General features: G+C 67.8%; 11 protein-coding genes. 2 read left to right on the top strand and 9 right to left on the bottom strand.

The window, feature by feature from the left end; all coding sequences use genetic code 11:
- Nucleotides 1–127 precede the first annotated feature (127 nt).
- Nucleotides 128–463: a YciI family protein gene (locus ACIQ7H_RS20135; protein WP_395794909.1), complete on the top strand. Its 336-nt coding sequence runs from the start codon at nt 128–130 to the stop codon at nt 461–463.
- A 234-nt stretch (nt 464–697) separates the two neighbouring features.
- Here the strand turns inward: ACIQ7H_RS20135 and ACIQ7H_RS20130 are convergent, their stop codons facing one another.
- The 5 genes from ACIQ7H_RS20130 to aceF all read right to left on the bottom strand — a co-directional run bounded on the left by ACIQ7H_RS20130 (nt 698) and on the right by aceF (nt 9,506).
- Nucleotides 698–2,887, bottom strand: a complete 2,190-nt coding sequence (locus ACIQ7H_RS20130) for a hypothetical protein (protein WP_395794907.1) — start codon at nt 2,885–2,887, stop codon at nt 698–700.
- 73 nt (nt 2,888–2,960) lie between these two features.
- Nucleotides 2,961–4,133 carry a DUF3142 domain-containing protein gene (locus ACIQ7H_RS20125; protein WP_395794905.1) on the bottom strand — a complete coding sequence of 391 codons (1,173 nt, stop codon included), beginning with the start codon at nt 4,131–4,133 and terminating at the stop codon, nt 2,961–2,963.
- A gap of 161 nt (nt 4,134–4,294) precedes the next feature.
- Entirely contained in the window at nt 4,295–4,870 is a 576-nt protein-coding gene (locus ACIQ7H_RS20120) for a hypothetical protein (protein ID WP_395794903.1), read from the bottom strand.
- Nucleotides 4,871–4,962: 92 nt separating this feature from the next.
- Nucleotides 4,963–7,512 carry a TonB-dependent receptor plug domain-containing protein gene (locus ACIQ7H_RS20115; RefSeq protein WP_395794901.1) on the bottom strand — a complete coding sequence of 850 codons (2,550 nt, stop codon included), beginning with the start codon at nt 7,510–7,512 and terminating at the stop codon, nt 4,963–4,965.
- Between the two features lie 641 nt (nt 7,513–8,153).
- Entirely contained in the window at nt 8,154–9,506 is a 1,353-nt protein-coding gene (gene aceF, locus ACIQ7H_RS20110) for a dihydrolipoyllysine-residue acetyltransferase (protein WP_395794899.1), read from the bottom strand.
- Nucleotides 9,507–9,769: 263 nt separating this feature from the next.
- On the opposite strand from aceF, the gene ACIQ7H_RS20105 reads away from it, so the two are divergent.
- Nucleotides 9,770–10,015 carry a hypothetical protein gene (locus tag ACIQ7H_RS20105; RefSeq protein ID WP_395794897.1) on the top strand — a complete coding sequence of 82 codons (246 nt, stop codon included), beginning with the start codon at nt 9,770–9,772 and terminating at the stop codon, nt 10,013–10,015.
- A 337-nt stretch (nt 10,016–10,352) separates the two neighbouring features.
- Here ACIQ7H_RS20105 and purD read toward each other — a convergent pair whose 3' ends face one another.
- From purD to aceA, 4 genes are all read right to left on the bottom strand, one after another.
- Entirely contained in the window at nt 10,353–11,645 is a 1,293-nt protein-coding gene (gene purD, locus ACIQ7H_RS20100) for a phosphoribosylamine--glycine ligase (RefSeq protein ID WP_395794895.1), read from the bottom strand.
- A 229-nt stretch (nt 11,646–11,874) separates the two neighbouring features.
- On the bottom strand, nt 11,875–13,446 hold the full coding sequence (gene purH, locus ACIQ7H_RS20095) for a bifunctional phosphoribosylaminoimidazolecarboxamide formyltransferase/IMP cyclohydrolase (RefSeq protein WP_395794893.1): 1,572 nt from the start codon (nt 13,444–13,446) through the stop codon (nt 11,875–11,877).
- An 80-nt stretch (nt 13,447–13,526) separates the two neighbouring features.
- A complete protein-coding gene (locus ACIQ7H_RS20090; protein WP_395794891.1) occupies nt 13,527–13,826 on the bottom strand; it encodes a helix-turn-helix domain-containing protein in 300 nt (99 codons plus the stop codon).
- A 240-nt stretch (nt 13,827–14,066) separates the two neighbouring features.
- The coding region (aceA, locus tag ACIQ7H_RS20085; protein WP_395794889.1) for an isocitrate lyase at nt 14,067–14,993 on the bottom strand (927 nt) is incomplete at its 5' end.

Below are 14,993 nucleotides of genomic sequence, written 5' to 3'. Positions count from 1 at the left end.
GCGAGCGCACATGCGCCCGCCATCGCCGCACCTCCGAACACGCCATCGACCGCTCCTCCGTTGGGGAAACCGGAGACGGTCGGGAGAATCAGGTCAGGAAGGTAGGTGAGGTGGGCGGACGCTTACGATCTACGCCGACGAAGCCGAAGCGGCCAACTGGACCGAAGACGACTGGGCCGCCTGCTATGCCGGCCACCAGGCCTACAGCGATGCGATGGAAGCCGCTGGCGTGCTGCGCGGCGGCGCCGAGCTCAAACCGGTCGCCACCGCCCGTACGGTTCGCTTCGCCGTCGGCAAGCCCGGCCGCCCGATCGACGGCCCATTTGCCGAAACCCGCGAGAACCTGGGCGGCTACTACCTGATCGAAACCGACACCCTCGAGGAAGCTGTCAACTGGGCCGAAAAAATGCCCTGCATGCAGGGCGGGGGTGTCGAGGTTCGTGAGTTGGGTATGGGCGGCTAGTGCGCCATCCTGCACCGAGCGACGCGGATCGTCGCTCGGTGTGGGGCGCCGCAAGCCCTGGTGTGGTCGGCGCTGTTCGCCCGCGCCGGCAAACCCGACTGCAAGCCTTGAACAGGGCGAACGTCGCTGAAACCAGCGCGTGCCGCGTGGATCGAACCAGGCTCAGTTGTCACCGGGCCCAACCCCGCTCGCGCTCATCGGCCCCGCCCGGCGGACGAGGCTGCAGGGATTCGCTCAACCCGCTGCCGACAGGCGCTTCCGACGCCGCCACCACAGCAGACCCGCCACCGCCAGCAGCACCGGCGGCAGTGTCCATGCGGCCAGTCGCTGCATGCGTGCCAGCCAGGCCGCGTGCAGCTCACGTTCGACCTTGTCGAAATCCGGCGCCGGGCAGTCCTGGCCGAAGCGCCCACCCCAGGGCACATAGGCGCCTTCGCGCAGGTAGCGGCGATACAGCTGCTGCGCGCGCTCAGGGTCGGCGTCCAGCACGTAGCGTGTGGCTGAGCACATCACCGCGGCAAAGGCCTGCGAACGCGGCGGCAGCTGTGCTGCGGCCTGTTCGGCCAGGTTCGCGGCGAGGCCGCGGTAGTGGTAGCGGTGCAGCGGCTGCGCGCGGCTTTCGGCCACACGTGCGCGTTCTCCGTCGCTGGTCCAGTCGCCTTCGATCGTCAGATCCAGTCGCCGGCCCTCGTCATCGTGGATGCCCCGTTCCCAGGCGAGGTAGGCGTGCAGGTCATACATGCCGGAATACTCGGCATAGTCCGGATCACCCTCGTAGCCAAGCAGTTCCAAGCCGTGTTCGCGTGCGATGGCGGCCGCCGCATAGCCGGCGCGGGCGCGATCAAGCGGGTCACCCGCCAGGCTTGCGGCGCGCGCTTCTACATAGCGCGCGGCGGGCTCGCGCAAGGGCTTGGCATCGATGAATGCCAGCGCCTCATCGTCGCGACCTTCGCGCAGCAGGCGCCGCGCCAGCAGGGCGCGGATCGCCTCATGCGCTTGCCGAGGTGCGCCCAGTTCGGGCAGGGCGGTCGAACCCGCCTGCGGCGCGACGCGCTCGACGAACGCCTTCAACTCGTCGACGGTGACGACGCGCTCGGCGACGTAGGCGGTGTCGGTCCAGTAGCGCTCGGCGCCGGCGTACAGCAGCTCCAGCGCCTGCACGAAATCCCCGCGCGACAGGGCCAGCGTGCCGGCTTCGCCACGCACCCGGCAGGCAGGCTTCAGCTCATCACTGCCGACAGTGTCGCCCTCCAGATCGCGCAGCGGCGTCGGGCCCCAGTTGTCCTGCGCAGGGAAGGCCTCGGCTGCCCGTGCATACGCTGCCGCAGCAGCATCCGGATCGCCCGCACGCAGGGCCAGCTTGGCACGCACCCAGTGCGCCAGCGGCGTCGACACATCGCCCACCAAGGCACCGGCATCGTCGAAACGGCCGGCGCGGTAGGCCACCGCGCTCAGCCGATCACGGGCAGGATCGTTGGCAGGCAGCACCGCACCCAGCGCCTGCAGCAACTCGACTACCGCCGCGCTGTCGGGCGGGTTCGGCTCCGCCCAAGGATCAAACCCCTCAGCCCCGGTGTCTGCCACGCTGGACAGCTGCGAGGGCAGCTCGTGGCTGCGTGCGAACAGATAGGCGACCAGCAGACGGCGACCGTGCTCGCCCTGCATGAGCTGCTCGCGCTTGGCGGGGTCGGGCAAGGCATCGCGAACCACGAACATCAGCGAGTTGCTGCCACTGGTGGAACCCAGCGACGCCTGCTGCGCGTACAGCGTGATCGCGTGTTCCAAGTCACCCTGGTTCAACTCGATGCGCGCTTCTTCGCCCAGGCTTGCGGCCGCCAGCCCCAATGGATCGGCGCGGCCGCCCTGCACTTCGGAACGCAGCTGCGCAAACAGTTCACGGGCGGCATCGAATTCGCCGACGTCCGCGCGGATCCGCCCCAGCATGTACAGCGCCATCGGCCCGCGCGTGCCCTGCTCCGCCACCGGCAAGGCCAGCACCTGTTCGAACTGTTCGATCGCGCCGAGCGTGTCCGACGCGTGCCAACCCGCTGCGCCCGCACTGTAGTGCAGCACCGCCGGCGCGAGGCCGTCACCTTCCGCCAGCGCGGTGGCGACGCTGTCCTGCGCGCGCATCCGCAGCACCTGCGCCTGCTCGGCCGCGCTGAGTCCGGCCGCCTCCGCCTCACGCAGGCCCGGTTCGGGGGGCGACCAGCCGCGATCCTCGACTACCGGCAGGGGCGGCCCCGCAAGGCTGGCAATCCGTGCGGCCTCGAATCCGAAACTGCCCTCGGGCATCAGGCCCAGTACAGCGCCGCGTTGATCCAGCAGGGTCAGCGGAAAATCCGGCCCGCAGGCCAGGCTCGGCAGACTGATCAGCGCCAGCGCAGCGGCAAGCGCATGGCGCGCAACAAGACGGGTGGACATGCGAACTCCGTGCTGGATGGCGGCGCGCTTCAGAAGGCTGGTCACGGACGGCGCTCTCCTCAAGCCGCACAGCCTACGGTTTGGCTGCGGGTTTGGGCAGGGCTTCCGGCACGCGAGCGGGCGCGCGCTCAGGTCCGGGCGCGTATCCGCGGGCAGGTTCAATCGGCCCGCAGCGAGCGAAGCCCAGCGCGAGGGTCGCCGCGGGTTTCATCCAGGGTGGATCATGGCTGCGCAGGGTGGTGGTGCCGGTCTGCAGGCGATAGCTGGCGAGGCCTTCGATCAAGCCGCAGTGCACGGGCAAGTCGAGCTGCGCAGGCGCGCGCGCATCGGTGTCGGCAGGATTGTGCAGGGCGAGGTCGTACAGACCGCCGCCGCGGTCGATGAACTGCAACGCGATCCGCGAGACAGGCGCATCGCCACGCATGACCGCAGCCAGCGTCGCCGGCGCCCAGCCGCGGCGGTCACCCTGCACCGGCAGTCGGAACCACAGCAGGCCGCGTAGCACGGGCAGCGTTTCGTTCTGCAGCGTGCGCACAAAGCCGGCGACTTCGGCCGGGTCAGCGTGACGTTCACGGGCGCCGGCACCGCTGCCATCCAGCCCGCCCTCGGCGTCGACAGCGATCGGACGACCATCAGCGGCGAGCTGCACGCGCAGCGAGTACGCCGGCAGCGCGACCCGGAACGGCTGCGGCGCCTGCGCCTGCCAGGCGCGCGTCCAGCGCAGTGCATCGGCGCGGTTGAACAGGGCCAGCCGGGTGGCGTCGAGCGCATGCACCTGCAGCACGCTTTCATCCGCGGCGGCGCGCAGCTTTGCCAGATCCGCCGGGCTGTCCAGCCAGCTCGGCAGTGCGGTGATCGACAGCGCCAGATCCGCCGGCAACGCGGCGCGGAAGCGCGGCAACCACGCGGCGTACTCGGCAAGGCCCGCGCTGGCGCAGTCGTGGTCGACTTCGACGCCGCCGACGCGCACGCCTGCAGCACGCCAGCGGTGCACGATCCCGGCGATGGCGACGCCGAGCTCAGCCGCGTCCGCGCGCGGTCGGCTGCCTTCGATTCGCAGCACCACCCGCACCGGCAAACCGCGGGTGCTCAAGGCAACCAGATCGGGCGAGGTCTCAACCCGCGCTGCGGCGGTCTGCTGCAGGCCCAGCACGCGCAGGCCGGCGAAGTCTGCTGTGCGATCGGTCACCGCCGCGGCCACCGCAGGCGTCCACTGCCGCTGCCAGACGTAGGCGGCGTGGTCCAAGGGCGGCGCAGGGGCAGGCGCACAGGCCGCGACGACGACGCAGGCGGCCGCGAGCAGCCGGCGCGCCGAATGTCGGGTCAGCGCCCGAAGCACATGGGACTCAGACGTGGCCGAGCGTCGAGCTCGCAGACCGGGTTCGTGCTGCAATCGGGCAACGTCGATCAGCGCGAGCCCCGCCAGGGCCAGGCAACCACAGCCCAGTTCTCACCGGCATCGGCATAGCGACCGACCTCGATGAAGCCGAGACGCAGATGCGCGCGCAGTGAAACCTCATTGCGCAGCGCGATCTCGGTCAGGCACAGCTCGATCGCCGGATCGACACTGTCGCGGGTCTGCGCATACAGCCGCCCGATCAGGCCACGACCGCGCCAGGCGGCGTCGACGCAGACCTGCCCGCCGACCACATAGCGGTAGTCGGACAGCCAGCGGCCGGCCAGCTGCATGCGTGCGAACTGGTCGAACATCGGCGCCAGGGTGGGCAGGAAGTGCTGCATCGAGGGCGCCATCGCCAGGCTGTAGCCGATCACCTCACCGGCGTGCAGGGCAATCGCCTGCGGCACGCTGGCGGCCATTTTTGCCAGCAGGGCTTCGTCGTGTTCGGCATACACGAAACCGGACTGGGCCTGCTGATCGGCGCTCAGGCGGGTGTGCAGGTTGCGCTGCTGCAGGGCCAGGATGCCGCGCAGATGCACAGGCTCGCGGGCGATGCTCAGCTCGGGTTCGATGGCTGCGTTCATCCGCGCATGCTGCCAGCGCGCGGGATTGGGGTACAAGCGGGGCGCGGCACGAACCGGCGGCGAAGCCCTTGGCTTCGCCGCCGGTGCTGGGCTCAGAAGCGGTAGCCCACGCGCGCGTAGTAGAAGCCGCCGTTGAAGCCATACGGCGTCAGCGGCGGGAACTTCGCACCCACCACATCCTCACCATACGGGTTCAGCTCGGGCTCCTTGTCGAACACGTTCTGCGCGCCGATGTTCACGAACATGCCATTCGTGAACTTGTAGCCGACCTCGACATCGACGAGGAAGGCGCTGCCGCCGTAGATCGGCAGACAGTCCGGACCGTTCACGCAGCCGCTGTCGACGTGGTCCTCGTAGAACGAGCCGTAGTAGTTGAAGCGGGTCAATGCGTGCCAGCTCTGACGCGAGTGGTTGATGGTGAAGCTGCCCTTGGTCCCCGGCAGCGCGTCTTCGAGAATCTGCACCCGCGCCGCGCCAATGATCGACGGGGTGAAGTCGGTGACCTCGGTACGGTTGAAATTCATCGCCAACGCGTAGTTGGTGGTGCCGCCGAAGTGATCGCTCTCGTAGCTGCCGACCAGATCGACGCCGCGGGTTTTGGTGTCGAAGTCGTTGATGAAGAAGCGCACGCTGTCGAGGCTGATCGCCTCCTGCACACCCTGTGCGACCAGGGCCGCGCGGTCAGCAGCGCTGAGCGTGAAGTTCTGGCTCTGGGCGATCCGGTCTTCAACTTTGATCTGGTAGTAGTCGGCAGTGAACAGCCAGTCGTTGTTGCTGTACACGGCGCCAAACGAGATGTTGAACGACTCCTCCGGCTGCAGCGGCTTACCGCCAAAACGCGCGGCGATCGGATTGGTCGGCGGCAGGGTGGCGGTATCTCGCAGCTCGCCACCGAGGAACTGGGTGGTGACCGCGCGCACATTGCCCTGGCCGGGGGTCGGCGCGCGGAAACCGGTGCTGACCGCAGCGCGCAAAGCCAGCGTATCGGTGGCTTGGAAGCGGCCGGTGAACTTCCAGTTGGTGGTGGTGCCGAAGTCCTCGTAATCCTCGTAGCGCACCGCCGCAGCCAGCATCAGGCGCTCGTGGAGATCACCCTCGATGTCGACATAGGTCGCCCAGTTGGCGCGGCTCCAGCTGCCGGCATCGCGCGGGCTGAAACCGGGGAAGCCGTTCGAGCCGATCGAGAAGCCCTGCGAGGCCAGCGGGCCAATCTCGAAGCTGGCCTGGTCGCCGTTGAAGGCCTCGAAAGTCTCCTCGCGCCACTCCAGGCCGCCAGCGACGCTGAGGCCGTACTCGGTCCAGGCCGCATCGACCACCTTGACCAGATCGATATTGAAGTTGGTTTCGGTCTGCTGGTACCCGCCCGGGTTGAAGCGGTTGCCCGCCGGTTGGTTCGGCCCAAGCGAAGCATTGACGGTGTTGTAGATGTAGAAGTCGACCTCGCTGCGGCCGAGCGAACCGCTGACGTCGTAGCGCAGGCCGCTGGCGGTGGTGCCGCGCACACCGGTCACGAGCGAGCTGTCGCCGACGTTGCCGCCGAAGCGCGGGGTGAAACCACCCGGATAATCATCGAAGAAGCTGAAGCAGTTGGCCGGCAAGGCGCCGACTTGCGCATTGACGGTGCTGAAGGGCACCAGCGCACCGCCGGCGCCGCGCAGGGCGATGCGCGGGCAACCGGCGCCGGTGAGATCACCGATCAGCAGGCTCGCGCCGCCATCGTTCGAGAACACGCCAGCACGCGAGGTCGGGTTGCGGTAGTAGAAACCGCCGTCGATGTCGCGCGAGGCGGTGTTGCCGAACAGGTACCAGTCCATGTCCTCGCTGAGCTCAAGGCCCAGATTCGCGGCCAGCTTGAAGTCGCGATTGACTTCCGGGCTGCCCCAGATCTGTGCGGGGTTGCGCACGTTCGGGTTGCCGCTGGCGGTCACTGCCGCTGCGTCGCCGCGCTGCACGCTGCGACTGGTCGAATCGGCTTCGCGGTACTCGAAGCTCAAGTTGGCGAAGCCCTGTGGCGTCAGCGGCAGGCCGATGTTGCCGGCGATCTGCCCGGTGGTGCCGTCACCCTCGTAGTGCTGGCCGCTCATGACCTCAAGCGCGCCGCCCGAAGAAGCGGACTTCAGGTTGAAGTTGATGACGCCGGCGATCGCATCCGAGCCGTACTGGGCCGCCGCGCCATCGCGCAGCACTTCCACCTGGCCCAGGCCGATCGACGGAAACACTGACAGATCCGGACCTTGCGAGCCGTCGGACAGACCGCTGCCGAGGAAGGTGATCACCGCCGACCGATGGCGTCGCTTGCCGTTGAGCAGCACCAGGGTGCTGTCCGGCGGCAGGCCGCGCAGATTGGCCGGACGCACCAGGGTGGCAGCGTCGCTGATCGGCTGCTGGTTGACGTTCAGCGACGGAACCACCGTGCGGATCTGGTCGAGTACGTCGGTCAGGCCCTGGTTGTGGAATTCTTCGCCGCTGATGATGTCGATCGGCACCGCCGAACCGGCCTCAGTGCGCGGCTGCTTGCGCGAGCCCAGCACCGAGATGACTTCCAGCGTGGTCGCGTCGTCGCTGGTCTCCGCCGCGGAATCCTGGGCCCCCGCAGCGGTCGCCGCCATCGCCCCGCCGGCCCAGACCAGCCCGGCTGCCATGGCCGCCCATCAATGCCACGCGCAGTGCGCGCGCAAGCTGATGGGTGCGAATTCCCCCTCGCATATTCATGTTCATCGGTCGTTCCCCGCTTGAATTGAGTGATAACGCAGCACTACATGTTTCGACGCCACGCGCCGGCGGCCTGCGTGCGGATACGCCCCCCGGCGTTCCGATCACACTGCGACCCCTGTACCGGGCGTTCCTTCCGGCACGTTGGACATCGTTCCCACGCCTGCCTGAGCACCTGCGGTGCCCCCGGCGAGAGGCGTTCCGTCTCCAGACCGTCTGCGACCGTCCGGATCTGAACGCGCCCTGAGTATGCCTCTAGTCATGGCCGACGGGAATCCGCTGCAAGCCCGCAAATGTGAGTGATTCTTCAGCGCCGCGACGATGACGTGGGCGGGACACCACGTTCGATCCGGGCCCGGCACCACGGCGGGCGCTGCGGCCGCTCAACGAGCTACGTGCAGGCGGACGGCAGCGCAGTGTGGAGTCGCCGCCGGCGTTCCGAGGTGCTTGCCGCCGGGAGCGGGCCCGCAGGAGCTGCGTTCAGCTCAAGGGCAAGCGCGCAAGCAGCCGCCAGCGTGCCGAAGCGAGAACTCGGCGTGCTGGCGGACTGGGTTGCGGGGAGATGCAGTGCTTACAGCAGCAGGCGGCGGATGTCGCCCAGCTGCTTGGCAAAGAAGCTGGCAAAACGCGCGGCTTCGGCACCGTCGATGACACGATGGTCGTAGGACAGCGACAGCGGCAGCATCAGCCGCGGCTCGAATTCCTTGCCATTCCAGACCGGCTGCAGGCTGCTCTTCGACACGCCGAGGATCGCGACTTCAGGCGCGTTGATGATCGGGGTGAAACTGGTACCGCCGATCCCGCCCAGGCTGGAGATCGAGAAGCAGCCGCCCGACATGTCGGCCGGGCCGAGCTTCTTGTCGCGCGCCTTCTTGGATATCTCGCCGAGCTCGGCGGCCAGCTGCAGCAGGCCCTTGGAGTCGGCGTCGCGGATCACCGGCACCACCAGGCCATCCGGCGTATCGACCGCGATGCCGATGTGGAAATACTTCTTGTAGATCAGGTTCTCGGCGGTTTCATCGAGCGAGGCGTTGAAGCTCGGGAACGCCTTCAGCGCCGCCACCGCGGCCTTGATCATGAACACCAGCGGGGTGACTTTCTGGTTCGGGTTCTCTTCACCCATGCGCTTGCGGAAGGCCTCCATCTCGGTGATGTCGGCCTGCTCGAACTGGGTGACGTGCGGAATCATCGCCCAGTTGCGCGCCAGGTTGGCGCCGGAGATCTTCTTGATTCGCGACAGCGGCTGCGCTTCGACTGCGCCGAACTTGGCGAAGTCGACCTTCGGCCAGGGCAGCAGGTTGAGGCCGCCGCCAGCACCGGCAGTGGCTGCGACAGCCGGCCGCGCCAGCGCCTGCTTGACGAAGGCATTGACGTCTTCGCGGGTGATCCGGCCCTTGCGGCCCTGGCCGCTGACCTTGGCCAGATCGACTCCGAGCTCGCGTGCATACAGGCGCACCGCCGGGCTGGCATGGGGAACGTTCTGCGGCAGCACGGACGCTGCGCTGAAGCTGACCGGCGGTGTGCGGGTGGGCTCAGCGGCTGCCGGTGGCGGCGTTTCGGACTTGGCAGGAGCTTCTACCTTGGCCGCTGCTGCGGTCGGTGTCGCTGCCACGGCCTCGACTCTGGCCGGCGCTTCGACCTTGGCGGGCGTCGCAGCCGGCGCGGGCGCAGCGGCGCCGGCGGCATCAACCTCGATCAGAGCGACCACCATGCCCTCGGACAGGCTGTCGCCCAGTTTGACCTTCAGTTCCTTCACCACGCCGGCCTCCGAACAGGGCACTTCCATGGTGGCTTTGTCGGACTCCAGCGTGACCAGACCCTGATCCTTCTTCACGCGATCACCCACCGACACCAACAGCTCGATCACAGGAACGCCGGAGTGGCTGCCGATATCGGGAACGCGTGCTTCAACCACGGTGGCCATGAAGTCTCCTTGTCGATCGCTGCTCAGTGGGCGGCTATTGTGTCGGCGCACACCCGCATGTTCCAGCCTGTTCGCAGACGTATGCAGCGGCATGCAAGTGGTCCGCAGCTCGGAGCTGTTCGCCGCGGGTGTCCGCGCAGGCGGACACTGCGAATGCCCACGGACAGGCAAAGAATACTCAACTGTTTGATTTAATTGTTAAAAAAAGTTGGCACGCGTTCTGCTTAAGGCCTGATACGACCACAGCCCAGCGAACCGCCACCATGTTGAACCACGTGATCGAAGTGCTGCACCAGCTCACGCTTGAGGCCATTGCCCTGGTGATGGCTCTGCTTTCTGCGGGCTTCTGCCCCGAATCTGCGCCGTCGGCCCCCAAGAAGGACGCCGCCGAGGTTCGGCAGGAAGCACAGCAGTCCGGGCCGGACCGCGCCCAAGCCGCGGTAGTCAAGCGCGTCGATTTCGGCGATGCGGACGCGCATACGTCAGCCCGGCGACGCAGTTCGGTATAGGCCCGCTTGGCGGTGCGCTGGATGGCGCATCGCGCTCCGGAGGAGCCGCTCGATCTGGCGTACAGCCGCGAGCACTCGGTGAACGCAGTTTTCTCGATGGCAGCGCGATCGAGGGCGGAATCTCACGCTCCTGAGCTGGCACCGGCGGGCCATCGCGGCATCGAACCAAGGGGCCGGGGTTGTGCGTGCGGGCCCCAAGGACACGGGCCCGCGGCGGATGTGGGCATCCGCCAACTTCAGGGACGAAGACGGGCACGACACAGGATGCGGCGTGCCCGGCGGCAGGCCCAACTCGGGCAGGGATGCCCGGGTCTGGTGCTTCGCCCGATCGCAGCTCTCAGACCGCGCCGCGCTCGCGCGCGATCGCGCGGTAGCCGATATCGCGGCGATAGAAGCCGCCCTTGAAGCGGATCCCGCGCGCTACCGTGTACGCGCGCTCGGCCGCCTTCGCCACCGTTTCGCCCAGTGCACACACGGTCAGCACGCGGCCACCGGCGGTCAGCACATCGCTGTCGCGCGCGAGTGTTCCGGAGTGGAACACCTGCGCGTCCACCGGCAGGGTGTTGTCGAGGCCTTCGATCACATCGCCACCGCGCGGTCGCGCCGGGTAGCCTTCGGCCGCCAGCACCACGCCGATCGAGGGCCGAGGGTCCCAGTCGACCGTGATCTGGTCCAATTTGCCGTCGAGCGCGGTCTCGATCAGCTCGGCCAGGTCCGAGCGCAGCCGCAGCATGATCGGCTGGGTTTCCGGGTCGCCGAAACGCACGTTGAACTCCAGCACCTTCGGCATGCCGGCCTTGTCGATCATCACCCCGGCGTAGAGAAAACCACTGAAGGGCGCGCCCTCGGCGGCCATCGCGGCCAGGGTCGGTTCGATCACTCCGGCGCGGATGCGGGCGTCGATTTCGGGTGTCACTACCGGTGCTGGCGAGTACGCGCCCATGCCACCGGTGTTCGGGCCGAGGTCGCCTTCGTCGCGGCGCTTGTGATCCTGCGAAGTCGCCATCGGCAGGTAGTGCTTGCCGTCGCAGAGGGCGATGTAGCTGGCCTCTTCGCCTTCCAGGAATTCCTCGATCACCACCCGCGCCGAGGCCTCACCCAGCGACTGCGCACCGAGCATGTCGTGCAGGGCCCGCTCGGCATCGGCCAGGGTCAGCGCAACCACCACGCCCTTGCCGGCGGCAAGCCCATCGGCCTTGACCACGATCGGCGCGCCGACCTTGTGCAGATAGGCCAGCGCGGGCTTGAGTTCGGTGAACACGCCGTAGTACGCGGTCGGAATGTTGTGCCGGGCCAGAAAATCCTTGGCGAAGGCCTTGCTGCCTTCGAGCTGGGCGGCGATGCGCTTTGGGCCGAAGCAGCGCAGGCCAGCCGCGCTGAAGCGATCGACCACGCCGGCCACCAGCGGCGCCTCGGGGCCGACCACGGTCAACGAAACGCTCTCGCGCCGGGCCAGTTCCAGCAGGCCGTCGATGTCGGTCGCCGCGATCGCCACATTGCGGCAGCGTGGCTCGCGCGCAGTGCCGGCATTGCCCGGCGCCACCAGCACCTCGCTGACCCGTTTCGACTGCGCCAGCTTCCACGCCAGCGCGTGTTCACGCCCACCGCCACCAATCACCAGAACCTTCATGCCACTCTCCTCGAATGCGTATCGTGTGGGCGCGAGACGCGTGCTCGACACCTGTCTGCCCACTCCCTCCGTGGGCGCGGGGCCGGTAGAGAGGGGCACATCGGTCTGTGCCAGCACCTTCCCCCTCTCCCCAACCCCTCTCCCACCAGGGGAGAGGGGCTCGAATCAGCCATTGTCGATGGCGCAGATGTCCGCTCGCGATCTGCCTGGATGCAGACCTCGTGTTGGATCAGTGCCGGAAGTGGCGGCGGCCAGTGAACACCATCGCCATGCCGTGTTCGTCCGCGGCCTGGATCACTTCGTTGTCGCGCATCGAGCCGCCCGGCTGGATCACCGCGCGGATGCCGACGGCGGCAGCGGCGTCGATGCCATCGCGGAACGGAAAGAAGGCGTCGGAGGCCATCACCGCGCCTGGCACCGCCAAGCCGGCTTCCTCGGCCTTCAGGCCGGCAATCCGGGCGCTGACGACGCGACTCATCTGGCCGGCGCCGATGCCGATGCTGCGTTGGTCACGCGCATACACGATCGCGTTCGACTTCACGTACATCGCCACCTTCCACGCGAACAGCAGATCGGCGAGTTCCTGCGCGTCCGGCTGGCGCGCGCTGACGCAGCGCAGGTCGGCGGCGCCCAGCGTATCGGTGTCGGCATCCTGCACCAGCAGGCCGCCGTTGATGCGCTTGTATTCGAGGCCGACCAAGGCACCGCTGAGATCGCCACAGGCGAGCACGCGAACGTTCGGCTTCTTCGCAAACTCCGCCAGGGCCGCGGCGTCGACGCTCGGCGCCAGCACCACTTCGACAAACTGCCGGCGCACGATCTCGGCGGCAGTCGCCGCATCCAGTGCACGGTTGAAGGCGATGATGCCGCCGAAGGCCGAGGTCGGGTCGGTCGCATAGGCGAGGTCATAGGCGGCCAGCAGCGACTCGGCCACGGCGACGCCGCAGGGGTTCGCATGCTTGACGACCACACAGGCCGGCGCCTCGAACTGACGCACGCATTCGAGTGCGGCATCGGCGTCGGCGAGATTGTTGTAGGACAGCTCCTTGCCCTGCAGAAAGCGCGCGGTGGCGACCCGACCGGGGCCGGCGCCCGGCTCGACGAACAACGCGCCACGCTGATGCGGGTTCTCGCCGTAGCGCAGGCTCGCCGCGTGCTTCAGCGACAGATGCAGTGTGCTCGGCCACGCGCTGGGTTGTTCGACATCGGCGGCGCGCTGCGACAGCCACTCGGCGATGCGACCGTCGTAGTGGGCGGTGTGTGCGTAGGTCTTGCTGGCCAGCTCGCGGCGCAGCGCGGCCTCGGTGCCGCCGGCGGCAAGCGCGGCCTCGATCCGCGCATAGTCGGCCGGATCGACCACCACGCTGACGCGGGCGTGGTTCTTGGCTGCTGCGCGCAGCATCGCCGGGCCGCCGATATCGATGTTCTCGACCGCGTCCTCATAGCTGCAGTCGACCCTGGCGACGGTGGCTTCGAACGGATAGAGATTGACGACCAGCAGATCGATCGGCGCGATGCCGTGCTCGGCCATCACCGCAGCGTCGATGTCTTCGCGACCCAACAGACCACCGTGCACGCGCGGATGCAGGGTCTTGACCCGGCCGTCCATGATCTCGGGAAAACCGGTCAGGTCGGACACATCGCGCACCTTGAGGCCCGCCTCACGCAGGGCACGCGCGGTGCCGCCGGTCGACAGCAGCTCGACACCCGCTGTGGCCAAGGCGGCGGCCAACGGCAGCAGGCCGGTCTTGTCGGAGACAGAAAGCAGGGCGCGACGAATCGGTTGCAGCGTGGCAGTCATGCGGGGCTCGGGGAGTCGGGGGAGTCGAAGGACTCGCGCCGCACCTCAAGCGCGCGGCGCGGGAGGGTGTGGGGCGGGCTTCAAGCCAAGCCGTATTGACGCAGCTTCTTGCGCAGGGTGGCGCGATTGATGCCAAGCACTTCGGCGGCACGCACCTGCTTGCCGTCGCAGTGCCGCATCACCTCGGCCAGCATCGGCGCCTCGACCTCGGCCATCAACAGCGCATGCAGGTCACCGGCGGCGTGATCGTCCATATCCTTCAGGTAGCGCGACACCGCGCGGGTCACCGCGCCGCGCAAGGGTGAACCCGCAGACGCGACCTCGGCATCGGGTGCGTCCTCGATCGGACTGGACTCGGTGCGCAAGGCGACAAGATTCACGGGCGGGCTCCGGCGGCAGGTTCAAACACTGCGGAACAGCGGGCCATTCGCACACGGGCGGACGGTCGCTGGCAGGTTCGAAAGGTGGCCGGGGATTCTAGCAAGCAGAATCCGCAGGGGAAGATCCGCGGTCCGCAGAATGCAAATTCTCCGACCAAGCCTGAGCCCTTGTCGGCACCCACAACGGCGAAGGGCGCCCATCACGGACGCCCTTCGCCGGATTACGCGGTGTTAGCAGGCTCAGGCGGCCGAGCGCTTGGCGTCGTCGTGGAACTGCTCTTCTTCCGTGGAACCCTTCAATGCGGTGGTCGAGCTCTGCCCGCCCTGAATGGTCTGGGTGACGGTGTCGAAGTAGCCGGTGCCGACTTCGCGCTGGTGCTTGACCGCGGTGAAGCCGCGCTCGGCGGCCGCGAACTCGGCTTCCTGCAGCTCCACGAACGCACTCATCTGATTGCGCGCGTAGCCGTAGGCCAAGTTGAACATCGAGTAGTTCAGGCTGTGGAAGCCGGCCAGGGTGATGAACTGGAACTTGTAGCCGTAGGTCGCGATTTCCTTCTGGAACTTGGCGATGGTGGCGTCGTCGAGGTTCTTCTTCCAGTTGAAGCTGGGCGAGCAGTTGTAGGCCAGCATCTTGCCGGGGAACTTGGCGTGGATGGCCTCAGCGAACTTGCGCGCGAACTCCAGATCCGGCTTGCCGGTTTCGCACCAGACCAGATCGGCGTAGGGCGCATAGGCCAGGCCACGGCTGATCGCTTGATCGAGACCGTTGTTGGTCTTGTAGAAGCCTTCGACCGTGCGCTCGCCGGTGCAGAAGGCGATGTCATTGGCGTCGATGTCCGAGGTCAGCAGGTCGGCGGCTTCGGCATCGGTGCGGGCAACGATCAAGGTCGGCACGCCCATGATGTCGGCGGCCAGACGCGCGGCGTTCAACTTCTCCACCGCCTCGCGGGTCGGCACCAGCACCTTGCCGCCCATGTGGCCGCACTTCTTGACCGAGGCCAACTGGTCCTCGAAGTGCACCCCGGCGGCGCCGGCCTCGATCATCGCCTTCATCAGCTCGAAGGCGTTCAGCACGCCGCCGAAGCCGGCCTCGGCATCGGCCACGATCGGCGCGAACCAGTCGAGCTCGTCATTGCCTTCGGCGTGGTGCAGCTGGTCGGCGCGGGC

The sequence above is a fragment of the Aquimonas sp. genome (genome assembly GCF_044377145.1).
Lineage (GTDB): Bacteria > Pseudomonadota > Gammaproteobacteria > Xanthomonadales > Xanthomonadaceae > Aquimonas.
The sequence above is the reverse complement of the archived record's forward strand: the minus strand, read 5'-3'. Positions and strand labels throughout refer to the sequence as shown.

Bases quoted from the DNA above. Each gene is read 5' to 3' on its own strand.
- purH (WP_395794893.1), bottom strand. From the start codon at position 13,446: ATGACTGCCACGCTGCAACCGATTCGTCGCGCCCTGCTTTCTGTCTCC.
- ACIQ7H_RS20115 (WP_395794901.1), bottom strand. From the start codon at position 7,512: ATGGCAGCCGGGCTGGTCTGGGCCGGCGGGGCGATGGCGGCGACCGCT.
- purD (WP_395794895.1), bottom strand. From the start codon at position 11,645: ATGAAGGTTCTGGTGATTGGTGGCGGTGGGCGTGAACACGCGCTGGCG.
- ACIQ7H_RS20120 (WP_395794903.1), bottom strand. From the start codon at position 4,870: ATGAACGCAGCCATCGAACCCGAGCTGAGCATCGCCCGCGAGCCTGTG.
- ACIQ7H_RS20105 (WP_395794897.1), top strand. From the start codon at position 9,770: ATGTTGAACCACGTGATCGAAGTGCTGCACCAGCTCACGCTTGAGGCC.
- ACIQ7H_RS20130 (WP_395794907.1), bottom strand. From the start codon at position 2,887: ATGTCCACCCGTCTTGTTGCGCGCCATGCGCTTGCCGCTGCGCTGGCG.
- aceF (WP_395794899.1), bottom strand. From the start codon at position 9,506: ATGGCCACCGTGGTTGAAGCACGCGTTCCCGATATCGGCAGCCACTCC.